General features: G+C 65.5%; 15 protein-coding genes. 4 read left to right on the top strand and 11 right to left on the bottom strand.

Annotated elements, in window-relative coordinates; all coding sequences use genetic code 11:
- Positions 1-3: 3 nt before the first annotated feature.
- On the bottom strand, positions 4-501 hold the full coding sequence (coaD, locus tag ACMX2H_RS14640; protein WP_414961371.1) for a pantetheine-phosphate adenylyltransferase: 498 nt from the start codon (positions 499-501) through the stop codon (positions 4-6).
- A 75-nt stretch (positions 502-576) separates the two neighbouring features.
- Between coaD and ACMX2H_RS14635 the strand changes: the two genes are divergently transcribed.
- The gene (locus ACMX2H_RS14635; RefSeq protein WP_414961369.1) at positions 577-1,818 is read left to right on the top strand and encodes an aminotransferase class I/II-fold pyridoxal phosphate-dependent enzyme; all 1,242 of its coding nucleotides are present in this window, start codon (positions 577-579) and stop codon (positions 1,816-1,818) included.
- A 3-nt stretch (positions 1,819-1,821) separates the two neighbouring features.
- On the top strand, positions 1,822-2,592 hold the full coding sequence (locus ACMX2H_RS14630; RefSeq protein ID WP_414961367.1) for a spermidine synthase: 771 nt from the start codon (positions 1,822-1,824) through the stop codon (positions 2,590-2,592).
- On the opposite strand, the gene rsmD is transcribed toward ACMX2H_RS14630, so the two are convergent.
- From rsmD to ACMX2H_RS14610, 4 genes are all read right to left on the bottom strand, one after another.
- A complete protein-coding gene (rsmD, locus tag ACMX2H_RS14625) occupies positions 2,575-3,165 on the bottom strand; it encodes a 16S rRNA (guanine(966)-N(2))-methyltransferase RsmD (protein ID WP_414961365.1) in 591 nt (196 codons plus the stop codon). The genes ACMX2H_RS14630 and rsmD overlap by 18 nt on opposite strands.
- 3 nt (positions 3,166-3,168) lie before the next feature.
- Positions 3,169-5,358, bottom strand: coding sequence for an ATP-dependent DNA helicase RecG (locus ACMX2H_RS14620; protein ID WP_414961363.1), 2,190 nt, complete (start codon positions 5,356-5,358; stop codon positions 3,169-3,171).
- Complete coding sequence (locus ACMX2H_RS14615) at positions 5,348-6,286, bottom strand: DAK2 domain-containing protein (protein ID WP_414961421.1); 939 nt, start codon at positions 6,284-6,286, stop codon at positions 5,348-5,350. Before ACMX2H_RS14615 ends, ACMX2H_RS14620 begins: the two co-directional genes overlap by 11 nt.
- Positions 6,287-6,438: 152 nt before the next feature.
- On the bottom strand, positions 6,439-7,473 hold the full coding sequence (locus ACMX2H_RS14610) for an LCP family protein (protein WP_414961361.1): 1,035 nt from the start codon (positions 7,471-7,473) through the stop codon (positions 6,439-6,441).
- 135 nt (positions 7,474-7,608) lie between these two features.
- Here ACMX2H_RS14610 and ACMX2H_RS14605 point away from each other — a divergent pair, with 135 nt between their 5' ends.
- Entirely contained in the window at positions 7,609-8,088 is a 480-nt protein-coding gene (locus tag ACMX2H_RS14605) for a DUF3515 domain-containing protein (RefSeq protein ID WP_414961359.1), read from the top strand.
- A 403-nt stretch (positions 8,089-8,491) separates the two neighbouring features.
- Here ACMX2H_RS14605 and ACMX2H_RS14600 read toward each other — a convergent pair whose 3' ends face one another.
- The 6 genes from ACMX2H_RS14600 to leuC all read right to left on the bottom strand — a co-directional run bounded on the left by ACMX2H_RS14600 (position 8,492) and on the right by leuC (position 15,086).
- A complete protein-coding gene (locus tag ACMX2H_RS14600) occupies positions 8,492-9,643 on the bottom strand; it encodes a D-alanine--D-alanine ligase family protein (RefSeq protein WP_414961357.1) in 1,152 nt (383 codons plus the stop codon).
- The gene (locus ACMX2H_RS14595; protein WP_414961355.1) at positions 9,640-10,674 is read right to left on the bottom strand and encodes an NAD(P)H-dependent glycerol-3-phosphate dehydrogenase; all 1,035 of its coding nucleotides are present in this window, start codon (positions 10,672-10,674) and stop codon (positions 9,640-9,642) included. The genes ACMX2H_RS14600 and ACMX2H_RS14595 overlap by 4 nt, the downstream gene beginning before the upstream one ends.
- The gene (locus ACMX2H_RS14590; RefSeq protein ID WP_414961353.1) at positions 10,671-11,456 is read right to left on the bottom strand and encodes a lysophospholipid acyltransferase family protein; all 786 of its coding nucleotides are present in this window, start codon (positions 11,454-11,456) and stop codon (positions 10,671-10,673) included. Before ACMX2H_RS14590 ends, ACMX2H_RS14595 begins: the two co-directional genes overlap by 4 nt.
- Positions 11,457-11,462: 6 nt before the next feature.
- Positions 11,463-12,779 (bottom strand): UDP-N-acetylglucosamine 1-carboxyvinyltransferase, encoded by a 1,317-nt coding sequence (gene murA / locus ACMX2H_RS14585; RefSeq protein WP_414961351.1) that lies wholly within the window; start codon positions 12,777-12,779, stop codon positions 11,463-11,465.
- Positions 12,780-13,004: 225 nt separating this feature from the next.
- Positions 13,005-13,604 carry a 3-isopropylmalate dehydratase small subunit gene (gene leuD / locus ACMX2H_RS14580; protein WP_414961349.1) on the bottom strand — a complete coding sequence of 200 codons (600 nt, stop codon included), beginning with the start codon at positions 13,602-13,604 and terminating at the stop codon, positions 13,005-13,007.
- A 15-nt stretch (positions 13,605-13,619) separates the two neighbouring features.
- Positions 13,620-15,086 carry a 3-isopropylmalate dehydratase large subunit gene (gene leuC, locus ACMX2H_RS14575; protein WP_414961348.1) on the bottom strand — a complete coding sequence of 489 codons (1,467 nt, stop codon included), beginning with the start codon at positions 15,084-15,086 and terminating at the stop codon, positions 13,620-13,622.
- A gap of 149 nt (positions 15,087-15,235) precedes the next feature.
- On the opposite strand from leuC, the gene ACMX2H_RS14570 reads away from it, so the two are divergent.
- A partial coding sequence (locus tag ACMX2H_RS14570) for a helix-turn-helix domain-containing protein (protein ID WP_414961346.1) occupies positions 15,236-15,566 on the top strand: 331 nt, incomplete at its 3' end.

The raw sequence follows: 15,566 nt of genomic DNA, 5'->3' as shown, positions 1-15,566 counted from the left end.
TCATCACCCGGACGCCGATTCCGGAGCCGGTCCCCCGTTCCGGAAGCGACTGAGAACCGCCTTGGGGACGAACTCGGAAATGTCCCCGCCCAGCGACGCCACTTCCTTGATCAGGGTGGAGGAAACGTGCGAATAGCTGTTCTCCCCGGCAAGGAACACGGTCTCGATGCCGGCCAAGTGCCGGTTCATATGGGCCATCGGCAATTCGTAGTGGTAGTCCTGCGACGAGCGCAGCCCCTTGACGATGACCCCGGCCCCACGGCTGCGGCAGTATTCGGCAAGCAGGCCGTCACCCATCGGCTCAACGCTCACACCGCGGAGGTAGGAGAGCGTCTCGCTGGCCATGGAGAGCCTCTCATCCAGGCTGAAGCGGTACTTCTTGGCGTAGTTGGTCGACACGGCAACGATGACTTCGTCATACATGCTCGCGGCACGGGCAATGATCTCCACGTGGCCTTTGTGGAGCGGGTCGTAGGATCCTGGGCAGACGGCACGGCGCATAGAGTCGAATCTAGCCGATCCGGCAGGTCGCGCACCACGCGCAGCGGTAACACTTCAGTGGTAATACTGGGAGTCATGAGCACAGCAATGAGGCAACTCGTCCACGGCCGCCGAGACGACGTTGCTGCCCCCTGGCAGCGGACCGCGGCAGGATCGAACCTCCTGGGCGACGACGGCGGGCTCGGCGTCACCATTTTCGAAGAGATGACCACGCTCGCGGCCCGGACGGGTGCGATCAACCTGGGACAAGGTTTCCCGGACGAGGACGGTCCGGCCGAAATTGCTGCTGCCGCCATGGACGCCATTCGCAACGGCGCCAACCAGTACGCGCCGGGAAAAGGGACGCTCACGCTGCGCACCGCCGTCGCGCATCATCAGGAACGGTTCTACGGCCTGACCCCCGACCCTGAAACTGACATCATTGTCACCACGGGAGCGACGGAGGCGCTGGCAGCCACCCTGCTGGCACTCACCGGACCGGGCGACGAGGTGCTGACCTTCGAGCCCTTTTATGACTCCTACGGCGCGATCATCGGATTGAGCGGCGCCCGGCATACCACGGCGCCGCTGCTGGCTCCGGACTTCCAGCCCAACCTCGACGCACTGGAAGCGGCCTTCTCCGAGCGCACCCGCATGGTGGTGGTCAACAACCCGCACAACCCGATGGGCAGCGTCTTTTCCCGTGATGCTTTGACCCGCATCGTCGAACTGGCACATCGCTACAACGCACTGATCGTCACCGACGAGGTCTACGAACACCTCACCTTTGATGTCCCGCACATCCCGATCGCGACCTTGCCGGGCGCGGCCGAGCGGACACTCACCATTTCGTCGGCCGGCAAGACGTTCTCCTTCACCGGATGGAAGGTCGGCTGGCTCTCCGGGCCGGCGGACCTTGTCGCAGCGGTGCGGACGGTCAAGCAGTTCCTCACCTACAGTTCGGGCGCCCCGTTCCAGGACGCCGTAGCCCTGGGGCTCGGACTGCCCGACTCCTTCTACACCGGCATTGCCTCGGCCCTGAAGGCCAAACGCGATCTGCTGAGCAGCGGCCTGCGGCAAGCGGGCTTTGATGTCTTCACGCCGCAGGGCACCTACTTTGTCAACGTGGACACGGCTCCGCTGGGCTTCGCCGACTCGCTGGACCTGGCCCGGCGGATGCCTGAACAGATCGGTGTTGCGGCCATCCCCGTGCCGGTCTTCTGCCATCCCGACGGCGCCCGGCGCACCCGCTCGCTGTTGCGTTTCGCTTTCTGCAAGAAGACCGAGGTCCTGCAGGACGCCGCGCAGCGCCTCGCCTCCCTGCAGAAAGGCGCCTGAGCCGTGGCGGACCGTTACCTCGGCGGCAGCGGCCTGCACGCCAGCATCGAGAAAGACCAGCGCGTTCCGGGCTCCTATGTGCTCAGCATCGGTGGTGCGGAGCAATCGCACGTCAACCTGCGGCACCCCGACGACGTGTTTTACGAATACCTGCGCCGGATTGCGAACGTCGTGGATCTGGCCGGGCCGCCGGGGGCCCCACTGCGGTTCCTCCACCTCGGCGCCGGAGCCCTTACGCTGGCCCGGTACGCGCAGGCCACCCGCCCCGGTTCGGACCAAGTGGCCGTGGAGTTAGAGCGGGAGTTGTTGGACTTCGTCCTCGAGCACCTGCCCATGCCAGAGGGAACCGACCTCACGGTCCACTTTGGCGATGCGCGGCATGAAGTAGCGTTCGGCGATATTGAAGGCGCCTTCGACGTCATTGTGCTGGATGTCTTTGCCGGCGACGACGCCCCGGAACACCTCACCACCTCCGGCTTTTACGAGGAGTTGCTGGACGTGCTGGCACCGGACGGTGTGCTGCTGGTCAACGTCGGCGACGATCCGCCGCTGGCGTTCGCTAAACGGCAGGCCAGGGAACTGGCCTCCGCCGCGGGGTCCGTTGCCGCCCTCGCCGAGACCGGCATGTTCACCGGCACCAGGGCCGGCAACATCGTGCTCGCCGCCCGCCGTGGCGACTGGCCATCCGAGTGGTCCGCCGCGCTTCTGGCCGCCGGCCCGCACCCAGCGAGCGTGCTCACCGGCCCCGAGCTTGAGTCATTCGCCGGGGGCTGACGGCTCCAGCACAGGCTCGGCGAACCACAACTGGGTCTCGCCGTACTTCTTGACCGCAAACCGCTCAAGCCCCTCCGGCCAAGCGGGTTCGGGAGAACGTGAAGAGCGCTCGACGACGACGACCGCGCCGTCGGCAAGGAAGCCGGACAGAGCCCCGAGGACCCCGGTCAGCGCGTCCTCACCTAAGGGATAGGGCGGATCCATCAGCACCAGGTCCCAGTGGCGTCCCGCCGGCAGGCCGTCCAGGAAACGTTCCGCCTTCATGCGGTGCACGGTGGCTGTCTTCCGGCCCAGCTTCTGGTTGACCAGGTCGGCGTTGCGCCGGCACACCGCGGCTGCCTTGTCTGCGGATTCGACCAGATCGACTGCCGCTGCGCCCCGGCTGGCGGTTTCCACGCCCAGCGCCCCCGATCCGGCGAAGAGGTCCAGCACCCGTGCACCGGCCAGCACGTCGTAGGACTCCAGACGCGAGAACAACGCTTCCTTGACCCGGTCCGTCGTCGGCCGCGTGTTGTCGCCCGGGACGCTCGCCAGGGTCAGGCCCCCGGCCACGCCGGCCACAATCCGGCTCACCGGCTAGCCCCGCTCAAGGAACGCCTCGCGCTCGGGGTTCAGGTACAGCTCGATGGCCTCTGCCAGCTCCGGGTACTGCGACAGCGTGGAGTCATGCTGCAAGATCGCGGTGGCATCTTCGCGGGCACGGGCGATGACCGCCTCGTCCTTAATCACGCGCAGAAGCTTCAAGGTGGACTTGCCGCCCGATTGGGAGGCTCCGAGGATGTCTCCTTCGCGGCGCAGCTGCAGGTCGGCCTGGGACAGTTCGAACCCGTCGGTGGTGGCAGCCACGGCCTGCAGCCGCTCCCGGCTGGGATGGCCCGGTTCCAGTTGCGTCACCAGCAGGCAGGTACCGGGGAGACCGCCGCGGCCCACCCGGCCGCGGAGCTGATGGAGCTGCGAAATGCCGAAACGGTCGGCATCCAGGATCACCATCAAGGTGGCGTTGTGCACGTCGACGCCGACTTCGATCACCGTGGTGGATACCAGGATGTCCAGCGTGCCGTCGTTGAACGCCGCCATGGCGGCAGCCTTCTGGTCGGGTTCCATCCGACCGTGCAGCATGCCGATCCGCACACCCGACAGGACCGGCAGGCCGCTGATGTGCTCGATGATTCCGGCCACCGAAGCCATCGGCCGTTGCTGTTCCTGCTCCAGATCGTCCGGCGGATCGGCTTCCTCAAGTTCGTCGTCGCCGATCTTGGGGCACACCACGTAGACCTGCCGGCCTGCGTCCACCTCTTCGCGGGCGCGCTGCCAGATCCGGTCCTCCCACGCAGGGTGTTCCTGCAGCGCCACCATGTGGGTGCTGATCGGCGCCCGCCCGGCGGGCAACTCGGTCAACACCGACGTCTCCAGGTCCCCGAAGACGGTCATCGCCACGGTCCGCGGAATGGGCGTAGCGGTCATGACCAGCAGGTGCGGCGGCGTGTCGGCACGGCTGCGCAGTTTATCGCGCTGCTCCACGCCAAACCGGTGCTGCTCATCCACCACCACGAGTCCCAGGTCCATGAACTGCACGGTGTCGGACAGCAGCGCATGGGTGCCGACGACGATGCCCGCTTCTCCGCTGGCTACATCGAGCAGCGCCCTGCGCTTGGCGGTTCCGGTCATGGAACCGGTCAGCAGTACCACTTTGGTGCCGTCGGCGTCGCCGCCGAGCATGCCGCCCTGGGCCAGCGGACCGAGCGTCCGGCTGATCGACTCGAAGTGCTGGCTGGCCAAGACCTCGGTCGGCGCGAGCAGCGCGGCCTGACCGCCGGAATCGACCACCTGAAGCATCGCCCGGAGGGCCACCAGGGTCTTGCCGGAACCCACCTCGCCCTGCAGCAACCGGTTCATCGGGGCATGGCCAGCCAACTCCGTGGCGATGGTCTGCCCGACCTCGCTCTGCCCCTTGGTCAGGTCGAAGGGCAACCGGGCGTCGAACTTGTCCGCGATGCCGCCGCGTCGGCCCGGGCGGGCGGTGGCCTGTTCAGCCGCCGCGATGGCCCGCTTCCGGCCCAGCGCCGCCTGCAGCACCAACGCCTCCTGGTACCGGAAGCGGTCCCGGGCCGCGTTGGCGGCCTCCAGCGATGCCGGCCGGTGGATCTGCTCATAGGCCTCGGCCAGGGAGAGCAGGCCGTCGCGGATGGCGATGTCCGGCGGAATGGGGTCTCCCACGCGGCTCAGGTCCACGATATCCAGCAAGGCGTCCACTGCGGCCTTGATCCGCCAGCTGCCGAGTTTCGCCGTGGCCGGGTACATGGGTACCGGGCGCAGGGCTTCCTCGGCGTCGAAGTCAAAAGCGTCCTCGAGCAGTTGGTAGTCCGGGTTGGTCAGCGTGAGGCTGCCACGGTAGGAGGTCACCTTGCCGGAAAACATGGCCAGCGTACCCGGCTTCAGCTCGCGTTCGGCCTGGTAGCCGTTGAAAAAGGTGAGGCTGATGTCCGAGGAGTTGTCCGTCACCACGACTTCGGTCAGTGAGCCGCGCCGGGCGCGCATCCGGCGCGATGTGCACTTCAGCACACGGGCCACCAGACTGGCGTCCTCGTCGCGGGGCAGCTCGGCGATCATGGTCAGCTCTCCGCGCTTCAGGTACCGCCGCGGGAAGTAGTTGAGCAGTTCCCCGGTGACGGTGATGCCCAGGTGCTTTTCCAGTGCCGTCGCCGAACGCTTGCCGAGCCGCCGCTCCAGCGGGACACCCAGCTCATCGGGAAGCTCAGCCGCCATGGCTGTGCTCCGGCGGACCCGCCAGCTCGGTCATGGTGACATTCATCGGCTCGCCCAGTTCGCGGATGAGTTCCAGCGCCGCATCGCCATCCGGCACGTGGGCGTGGACGCGCCAACGGTACCCGTCTTCCACTTCGGTCACCGCGCTCATGATCACCGAGTCGCCCAGCTCGTCGAGCTTGAGGCGGAGCGTCGCCGCATCCAAGGGGCTGAGGTTGATCGTGCACATCACTTCGACGCCTTCGTCGATGTGGTCCAGATGCAAATGCGGATCCTGCACGTTGAATCCGTGCAGTCCGTCCAGCAGTTCAGGCTGCAGTTCCTCGCCCAGGGCGCTGGCACGCAAGGTGTCCATGATCAGCAGGAAGCCCACCGCTCCGGCGTCGACAATATGGGCGGATTCGAGGGCTCCGAGCTGGGCTTCGGTCCTGACGACGGCGGCGACTGCCTCCTCCACGACTGCTTCCAGTGTTGCCGCCAGGCCGTGATTGCTGTCGTCGGCGTTCTGGCCGCCGTGCACGGCCGAGGCAGCCTGCGACACCGCAGCGATGACGGAGAGCATGGTTCCCTCGACCGGCTCGCTCAGCGCCGACCAGCAGCGGATCTCGGCCCGCTGCAGGGCCGCGGCCAGCAGCGGTCCGGTCAACCGGGTAGTCCCACGCAGCGGTTCGGCCAGGGCGGCGAGGAAAACGGACAACAAGGTGCCCGAGTTTCCGCGCGCTTCCTCCATGGCGGCCTGGCCGGCACCGGCCAAGAGTTCGCCGACGTCGGACGTGGGGTTTTCGGAGGCAGACTTCACCGCGGCCCGGATGGTCAGGTAAAGGTTTGTCCCGGTGTCGCCGTCTGCCACGGGGAAGATGTTGATCGCGTTCAGGCGGTCGCTGTGGTTCCCGAGGACCACTTCGGCTTTGGACAGCCAGCGGCGCAGCGCTTCGGCATTGGCAGCAATCTTCGTCTGCAACATGATCCCATCTGCATGCGCCGGCGATGCCCGCCAACGATCGTCCTCAGTTCTCCGGCGTTAACTGAGCCTACCGCAGCCGGCCCATCCCGTCGGCAAGCCGCGGCGGCGCTGTGAACCTACTCGAGATCCGCGGTGCTCAGGTACTCGCCGAGGCTGTCGCTCTGCAAAGCGGAAGCGATCTCAGCGATCGCCTCCTCGTCCGGCACCACGATCGACTGGCCGTCCGCGGACGTGCCGGTGCCGAGCGTCGGCAGGGTAAACATCTGCACGTCGCTGGACCGCACGTCCCGCAGCGAAACGCCCAGGGAGCCTGCCCTCATCGCATCAAGTTCGTTGTCGACGCTGAGGAAAGGAGAGAATTCCGAGACAACTTCATTGATCCGCACCGGGTTTGTCAGCGTTTCCGCTGTCAGGAACTTGGACATCAGAGCTTTCACGAACAGCTGCTGGTTGCGGACTCTCGAATAGTCGCCGTCGCTGAAGGCCTTGCGTTCCCGAACGAAGGACAGCGCCGATTCTCCGCTCAGCGTCTGGGTACCGGCGGGGAAGAACTCGCCGGTGGAACCGTTCGCTGAGAAGGCCTCCGGGTTATTGATCTCCACCCCGCCCAGGGCATCCGTGAGTTCCTTGAACCCGGAGAAGTCAATAATCGCCACGTGGTCGACGCGGGTTTCGAACATGCCTTCAATGGTTTCCACCACCAGCGGCACGCCGCCGAACGCCATGGCTGCATTGATCTTGTGCTCGCCCTGCCCCGGGATGTCCACCCAGGTATCACGCATGATCGACATGACGTAGACGTTCTCCCGGTTTTCCGGGACGTGCATCAGCATCATGGTGTCCGAGCGGCTGCCGTCCGAGGTCTCGGTGAGGTTATCCCCCGAGGTGTTGCGGCTGTCCGAACCCATCAGCAGAATGTTGACCGACTTGTCGTTGGGGTCCTTTGCCACCCGGTCTGTCGGGAAGGCCGACTCAATCGTCTGCGACTTGCTGTTGAAGGAGTTGGCCAAGTTGAAGATGTAGCCACCTCCCACGATCGCGGCCACAACAACAATGCCCAAGAGTGTGAAGAAGACCGTACGGATGGGGTCTTTCTTGCGCGGCCGGCGCTGCCGCCGGGGGCGGTACTCGTTGTCATGTTCAGCAGTCAATGATGTCTCTTCCTAGGGAGGGGCTACCAAATAGGATAAAGCCCGCGGCAGGCTTGCCCGTGCAGGATCCCCGTTGGGCGTGGCCGCCGTCACGGCGGCCCAACCAGCGTGCAAGGACCGGGATACGCTAGCAGCATGACCCGCGTTTTCCCCAATCGCCGCCGCTTGGCTGCCCTGTTCTCGCTTGGTTTGTTGGGGAGCCTCACGGCCTGTTCGCCGGTGGTCACTGTTGACGCGGCGCCGGATGCGGCCAATCCCGGCTGCGCTCCGATGATGGTGATCCTGCCCCAATACGTGGCCGACTTTCCCCGCCGCGAGACGAGCAGCCAGTCCACAACCGCTTGGGGCGACCCGTCCCAGGTGATCCTGCGCTGCGGAGTGCAGGTGCCCGGCCCAACAACGGATCAGTGTGTTTCCGTCAACGACGTGGATTGGGTACTGCGCGAGGGCGAGAACGGTTACTGGACTGCGACGACGTACGGGCGCACGCCGGCCACGGAACTGATTTTTAAGCCCGACGACGTGGCGGAGAGTTCCGTACTCATGGATCTGTCTGCGGCGGCCTCGGAGATTCCGCAGGAACGCAAGTGCCTCAGCATCTCGGACGTGCTGTAGGGACCTGAGCGCCGCGGGTCAACACGGGTCTCCACGCAGGCGCGAGCGCCTTTGGTCGACCACCGGTTAGGCGCCACGGGTCTCCACGCAGGCGCGAGCGCCTTTGGTCGACCACCGGTTAGGCGCCGCGGGTCTCCACGGGTCTCCACGCAGGCGCAAGCGCCTTTGGTCGACCACCGGTTAGGCGCCGCGGGTCTCCACTGGTCTCCACGCAGGCGCAAGCGCCTTTGGTCGACCACCGAAGAGCATGCAAGCGCCCTTGGTCGACCACCGGTTAGGCGCCACGGGTCTCCACGCAGGCGCAAGCGCCTTTGGTCGACCACCGAAGAGCATGCAAGCGCCGTCGGTGGTCGACGGAGGCGCGCCAGCGCCGAGTAGAGACCTGGCGACCACCGGGGTGCGGTTAGCGGAGGCCGGTTTTGCGGTTGAGTGCCAGGTGGAGCAGTTCGTCGATTAGTTCGGTGTACGGCAGCCCGGACTTGGCCCACATTTGCGGGTACATGCTGATGGGCGTGAAGCCGGGCATGGTGTTGATTTCGTTGATGATCAGTTCGCCGTCGGGCGTGTAGAAGAAGTCCACGCGAGAGAGGCCCTCTCCCCCGAGCGCATCGAAGGCCAGGGCGGCGAGCTCGCGGACCTTTTCGGTGGCGTCTGCTGGCAGGTCTGCCGGGCAGCTCAGCGCGGCGGCCGCGCCGTCGATGTATTTGGCTTCGAAGTCATAGAACTGATGTTCCCCGGGCTGCACCGCGATCTCGCCGGGCAGGCTGGCGCGGGTCGGTTCGGTGCCGCGGCCCTGAAGCACGGCAACTTCGATTTCCCGGCCGCTGATGCCGGCTTCCACGACGATCTTGGGGTCGTGTTCGCGGGCTGCCTCGATAGCGGACCGCAGTCCGGCTGGTTCGGTCACGCGGGTGATCCCCATCGAGGACCCGGCGCGGGCGGGCTTAACGAAGACCGGGAAATGAAGCGAAGCGGCCCGCTGGAGCGCGGCCTCGGCGTCCTGCTGCCACTGGCGGTCGGTGATGACCACGTAGGGGCCTACGGTCAGGCCCGCCGATTCGAAGACCACCTTCATGAAGTGTTTGTCCATGCCCACCGCAGAGGCCAGCACGCCGGCGCCGACATAGCGCACGTCGGCCATCTCCAGCAGCCCCTGCAGCGTGCCATCTTCACCGAATGGTCCGTGCAGCAGCGGCAGCACCACATCCACGTTGCCGAGGCTTTGCGGTACCTGCGCTGCCGGCGCCACCACCAACTCCGGAGTGGTGTCGCTACTGGTCAGCATGACCGGTTCGGCGGACGCGCTGATCTCCGGCATGGTGCCCGATGCCAGCGACCATTGGGCCGGATCTTCGGCGACCTGCACCCACTGGCCGTTGCGCGCAATACCGATGGGAACGACGTCGTACTTGTCCTTATCGATGGCGCCCAGGACACCGGCCGCGGTGACGCAGCTGACCGAATGCTCGCTGGAGCGTCCGCCGAAAAGTACCGCGACGCGAGGCTTGCGGGCGGCCGTGGGCGCCGGCACGGCCGGGCTTGATTCCTGGTTCATTGCAGCTCACCTTCGGACTTGAGTTCACGGGCCAGAAGCTTTGGCGCCAGTTCCTCGACGGCGATCTGACCCTCGAGGACGGCCACGACGGCCTCGGTAATGGGCATGTCGACGCCGAGCTTGGTGGCCAGATCCAACACCGCCCGGCCGGATTTGATGCCTTCGGCGGTTTGGGTCATCTGGACGGACACTTCATCAAGCGTCAGCCCCTCACCCAATAAACGGCCGGCGGTATGGTTGCGGGACAACGGCGACGAGCAGGTGGCGACCAGGTCGCCCAACCCGGCCAGCCCGGCCATGGTCTGCACATCTCCGCCCAAGGCGAGGGTGAGCCGGGTTGTCTCCGCCAGTCCACGCGTGATGACCGTGGCTTTGGTGTTGTCGCCCATGCCTTTTCCGTCGCAGATGCCTACGCACAGGGCAATGACGTTCTTGACGATTCCGCCGATCTCGACGCCGGTCACGTCGGGATTGGTGTACGGGCGGAAATAGGCGGCGGTGCAGAGCCTGGCGATCCACTGCGCCACGTCTTCATCCGTGCAGGCCACCACAGACGCGGTGGGTTCCTTGCGCGCGATCTCCATGGCCAGGTTGGGGCCGGAGATGACTGCCACCCGGTCGTCGGACAGCCCCAGCTCTTCCTTGATCACTTCGCTCATGCGTGCATCGCTGCCGCGCTCCAAGCCCTTCATGAGCGACACCACCACTGCCTCCGGATCCAGCAGCGGTTTCCAGGAGGCCAACTGCGGTCGCAGGGTCTGGGCCGGCACGGCCAGCACTGCCAGCGGTGCGTCGACGAGGACATCGGCCACATCGGCGGAGGCAACAATATTGCCGGGCAGCGCAATGTCCTTAAGGTATTTGGAATTCCGGTGTTGGGTGTTGATTTCCTCCGCCACCTCGGGGCGCCGCGCCCACAGCCGGACCTGGATCTCGGGGTGCGCGTCAGCAACTACCTTGGCGAAGGTAGTGCCCCAGCTTCCTGCTCCGAGAACTGCAATTGTTGCAGGCAGGTCGGGGCGTTCGGTCACAGTTTCTCCTCTGGCGGCAGTTCTTCCGTGTGCACCGCTGGGCCGGACGCGAAGTCCCGTCCGGTCGACTTTTGCCCGTGTGCGGAAGGATCCCAGCGGACAGCAGGCGGTTCTTCGCCGCGCACCTCGGCCAGCAGCGCAGTGATGCTGTCCATAATCCTATTCGTTGCCGCTTCGAGCACCGTCTTGGTGATCGGCATGCCGTCGAAATCGGACAGGTCGACCGGCGAGCCGGCCACGACGTGGGCCGTCTTGCGCGGGAAAAGACTCGGTTTCTTGGCATAGCGGGGCAGCAAGTCGTTCGCTCCCCAGTGCGCCACCGGGATGACGGGGGCTCCGGTCTGCAATGCGAGCCGAGCGGCCCCCGTGTGTCCGCGCATCGGCCACAGGTTCGGATCACGCGTCAGCGTGCCTTCCGGATAGATGATGACGGCGCCGCCCTCGTCCAGCACCTCGCGGGAGACTTCCAGGGAGCGGTTGGCCCCCGAGCTGCTCCGTTCGACGGGGATCTGGCGGGCAGCGGTCAACAGCGGACCTACCACCGGAATCTTGAACAGTGATGCCTTGGCCAGAAAATGCGGGAGGACGCCCTGATTGTAGACATAGTGGCCGACAACCAAGGGATCGATCTCGGTGTTGTGGTTCGGGCAGACGATGATGCCTTGGCTACCGCGGAGATTTTCGGTCCCTGCCCAGTTTCGCCGCAACACCAGGTTCAGGGCCGGACGGACAACGCCGGCCAGGATGCCGATCACCACGCGCTCTTTGGTATCTGCTCCCATGGCCGCCTACTCGACGTCGAAGTCCGCGCCGAGGCCTTCCAGTTTCGACTGGAAGTGCTCGTAGCCGCGATTGATGACATCGATGCCGGTGACGCGGGAGGTTCCGGTCGCTGCCAGCGCGGCGATCAGGTGGCTGAATCCGCCGCGCAGGTCGGGAATGTCGATCTCCGCACCGGTGAGCTGGGTGGGCCCGGAGATCACGGCGGAATGCAGGAAGTTCCGCTGCCCGAAACGGCACGGAATGCTGCCAAGGCATTCGCGGTGCACCTGGATGTTCGCCCCCATCCGGATCAGTGCCTCGGTGAAGCCGAACCGGTTCTCGTAGACCGTCTCGTGCACAATCGAGACGCCTTCGGCCTGGGTCAGGGCCACCACCAGGGGCTGCTGCCAGTCGGTCATGAAGCCGGGGTGCACATCCGTTTCGAGCACCAGCGGCGACAGGCTCCCGCCGGGGTGGTAGAAGCGGATGCCGTCGTCGTCAATGTCGAACGCGCCACCGATCTTGCGATAGGTGTTCAGGAAAGCGGTGAGGTCGCCCTGGCTGGCACCCTCAACGTAGATGTCGCCCTGCGTGACCAGCGCCGCCGAGGCCCAGGAAGCCGCCTCGTTGCGGTCGGGCAGCGCGCGGTGGTTAAACCCAACCAGTTCCGGCACGCCCTCAATGCGGATGACGCGGTCCGTCTGGACGGAGATGATGGCGCCCATCTTCTGCAGCACGGCGATCAGGTCCATGATCTCCGGCTCAATGGCCGCCCCGCTGAGTTCGGTGATGCCCTCGGCCCGGGTGGCGGTCAGGAGAACCTGTTCGGTGGCCCCGACACTGGGATACGGCAGCGTCAGCTTGGCGCCCTGCAGTCCCCTGGGCGCCGAGATGGAGATGCCACCGGGACGCTTGTCCACAATGGCACCGAACTGGCGCAGGACATCAAGGTGGTAGTCGATGGGACGGTCGCCGATGCGGCAGCCGCCGAGGTCGGGGATGAACGCTTCGCCGATGGCGTGGATCAGCGGCCCGCAGAACAGGATCGGAATACGGGAATCACCGGCGTGCGCGTCGATGTCCTTCATCTGGGCGGTCTTAACGTTGGTCGGGTCCAGCGTCAGGTCGCCGGTGACCGGGTCTTTGGAAACCTCCACGCCGTGCAGGCGCAGCAGGCTGGTGACAATCTCCACGTCCCTGATCTCGGGCACATTCCGGAGGACCGAGGCATCGCTGCCCAGCAAGGATGCGACCATCGCTTTGGGAACCAGGTTCTTGGCACCACGGACGGGCACTTTTCCCGTCAGGGGTACGCCACCACGAATGGTCAAAACACTTGCCATGAATACCTGTTTCCTCAAGCTAGTTTAACGCCGGACTGGGCCTAGGGCTCAGCTAAGCATATTGGTAATCCGTGACCATTCTGAAATAAACGGACTGCGCGCGCCGCGGCCAGCTGCACACTTGCCGCTGACTTGCATAATGCCACCTCTGGACGCAAATCGGCGCCTCCGGGGGACCTGAAAAAAGTCCCGCGAAGGCGCCGATTCGGTGCAGGATGCCTGCGGTCAGACTTTCGCAGGAAGGGTTTTCGGCTTCCACGAGGGACGGGTGGCCTCGTAGGAGGTGATTTCCGCCTCATGGTGCAGGGTCAGGCCGATGTCATCCAGGCCTTCGAGCAACCGCCAGCGGGTGTAGTCGTCGATCTCGAACGGAGCGGTGATGGTTCCGCAGACCACCGTCTTCGCGTCCAGATCAACGGTGATGTCGGTACCCGGATGGTTCTCGAGTTCCTTCCAGATCAGCTCGATGTCGTCCTGGGCTACTTCGGCGGCCAGCAGTCCCTGCTTGCCGGAGTTGCCGCGGAAGATATCGGCGAACCGGGACGAGAGCACTACGCGGAAACCATAGTCCTTCAGTGCCCAGACCGCGTGCTCCCGCGAGGAGCCGGTGCCGAAGTCGGGGCCGGCCACCAGGACGGATCCGCGGTTGAACGGTTCCTGGTTCAGGATGAAATCCTCGTGCTTGCGCCAGCCGGCGAACAGGGCATCTTCGAAGCCGGTCCGGGTGATCCGCTTGAGGTAGACCGCCGGGATGATCTGGTCAGTGTCCACATTGGACTGCCGCAGGGGAACGCCGATCCCGGTATGGGTGGTGAACTTCTCCATGGTGCTTCAGGCTCCTTAGGCAGCAGACCGCGTGGCGGCGTCGTTGTTGACTGGGTCCAGGTCCGAGGGCGAGCTCAGCGTGCCGCGCACCGCCGTGGCAGCGGCGACGACGGGCGATACCAGATGGGTCCGGCCGCCCTTGCCTTGCCGGCCTTCGAAGTTTCGGTTGGACGTTGAGGCGCAACGCTCCCCCGGAGCCAGCTGGTCCGGGTTCATGCCCAGGCACATCGAGCAACCAGCGAAGCGCCATTCCGCTCCGAACGCTTTGAAGACCTGGTCCAGGCCTTCGGCTTCGGCTTCGAGCCGGACGCGGGCCGAGCCGGGAACCACCATCATGCGCACGTTCGGCGCCTTCTGCCGGCCGCGGATGATGTCGGCGGCAATGCGCAGGTCCTCGATCCGACTGTTGGTGCAGGAGCCCAGGAAGACGGTGTCCACCTGGATGTCCTTCATCGGGGTGCCGGCTTCGAGCCCCATGTAGGTCAGGGCGCGTTCCGCCGCGGCCTTGGCGTTTTCATCGGCAAAGTCGTCAGGCGACGGCACCGCCTCGGACAGCGAAACACCTTGCCCGGGATTGGTGCCCCAGGTGACGAAGGGCTCCAGCGTGTCGGCGTCCAGGAAGACTTCGGCGTCGAATTCGGCGTCATCCTCCGTGCGCAGCGTCTGCCAGTAGTCGACGGCGGCATCCCAGTCGGCACCTTCCGGGGCATGCGGACGGCCCTTGAGGTAATCGAAAGTGGTCTGGTCCGGGGCCACCATTCCGGCGCGGGCGCCCGCCTCAATGGACATGTTGCAGATGGTCATCCGGGCTTCCATGCTCAGCGCGCGGATGGCGGAGCCACGGTATTCCAGCACGTAGCCCTGCCCGCCGCCGGTGCCGATCTTGGCGATAACAGCCAGGATGATGTCCTTGGCCGTGACCCCGGGACGCAGCGTGCCCTCGACGTTGATGGCCATCGTCTTGAACGGCTTCAGCGACAGCGTCTGGGTCGCCATGACGTGTTCGACCTCGGACGTTCCGATGCCGAAGGCCAGGGCGCCGAATGCGCCGTGCGTGGAGGTGTGGGAGTCGCCGCAGACCACCGTCATGCCCGGCTGGGTGAGCCCCAACTGGGGGCCCACCACGTGCACAATCCCCTGCTCGGCATCCCCGAGTGAGTGCAGGCGGACGCCGAATTCCCGGCAGTTGGCGCGCAGCGTCTCGATCTGGGTCCGGCTGGTCGGGTCGGCAATCGGCTTGTCGATGTCCACGGTGGGAGTGTTGTGGTCCTCGGTAGCGATGGTCAGATCCGGCCGACGCAGCTTCCGGCCCGCCAACCGCAGGCCCTCGAAGGCCTGCGGGGAGGTAACCTCGTGCACCAGGTGAAGGTCGATGAAGAGGAGGTCGGGCTGGCGGGCTGCGCCTTCCCCGTCGCCGCGGCGCACCACGTGCGCTTCCCAGACCTTTTCAGCGAGCGTCTTGCCCGCAGTGTTACCGGCCATGGCCAGATCCCTCCATCAAATACCAATGCAGGTGGTGCCTCCCAACGGGAGACCTGCTCCAAGTGTGTGATTCAACTCTTCCAGCAGGGGCTCGGATCCCGCCAGTGAAACGACTTGCATCTCAAATAATGAGATGACAGTATCAATCTATGGACAATCCTAGTGGTGTCGGTGTCATCGACAAAGCGGCCATGGTGCTCGATACGCTCGAGGCCGGACCTACTTCCCTGGCCCAGTTGGTGGCTGCCACCGGCTTAGCCCGGCCCACCGCCCACCGGCTTGCCTTGGCCCTGGTGCATCACCGCCTGGTTAGCCGGGACATGCAAGGCAGGTTCGTATTGGGCAGCCGGCTGGTGGAACTGGCCGCCGCTGCAGGAGAAGACCGGCTCATCGCGGCGGCCGGCCCCGTCCTGATGAATCTTCGCGACGCCACCGGCGAAAGCGCGCAGGTGTTCCGTCGGCAAGGCGATTCACGTGTCT

The organism is Arthrobacter sulfonylureivorans (assembly GCF_047607445.1).
GTDB classification, from domain to species: domain Bacteria; phylum Actinomycetota; class Actinomycetes; order Actinomycetales; family Micrococcaceae; genus Crystallibacter; species Crystallibacter sulfonylureivorans_A.
The sequence above is the reverse complement of the archived record's forward strand: the minus strand, read 5'-3'. Positions and strand labels throughout refer to the sequence as shown.

What these genes read in the sequence shown, in the direction of transcription:
- coaD (WP_414961371.1), bottom strand. Translation starts at nt 501, where the DNA reads ATGCGCCGTGCCGTCTGCCCAGGATCCTACGACCCGCTCCACAAAGGC.
- ACMX2H_RS14635 (WP_414961369.1), top strand. Translation starts at nt 577, where the DNA reads ATGAGCACAGCAATGAGGCAACTCGTCCACGGCCGCCGAGACGACGTT.
- ACMX2H_RS14620 (WP_414961363.1), bottom strand. Translation starts at nt 5,358, where the DNA reads ATGGCGGCTGAGCTTCCCGATGAGCTGGGTGTCCCGCTGGAGCGGCGG.
- ACMX2H_RS14605 (WP_414961359.1), top strand. Translation starts at nt 7,609, where the DNA reads ATGACCCGCGTTTTCCCCAATCGCCGCCGCTTGGCTGCCCTGTTCTCG.
- ACMX2H_RS14600 (WP_414961357.1), bottom strand. Translation starts at nt 9,643, where the DNA reads ATGAACCAGGAATCAAGCCCGGCCGTGCCGGCGCCCACGGCCGCCCGC.
- ACMX2H_RS14590 (WP_414961353.1), bottom strand. Translation starts at nt 11,456, where the DNA reads ATGGGAGCAGATACCAAAGAGCGCGTGGTGATCGGCATCCTGGCCGGC.
- murA (WP_414961351.1), bottom strand. Translation starts at nt 12,779, where the DNA reads ATGGCAAGTGTTTTGACCATTCGTGGTGGCGTACCCCTGACGGGAAAA.
- leuD (WP_414961349.1), bottom strand. Translation starts at nt 13,604, where the DNA reads ATGGAGAAGTTCACCACCCATACCGGGATCGGCGTTCCCCTGCGGCAG.
- leuC (WP_414961348.1), bottom strand. Translation starts at nt 15,086, where the DNA reads ATGGCCGGTAACACTGCGGGCAAGACGCTCGCTGAAAAGGTCTGGGAA.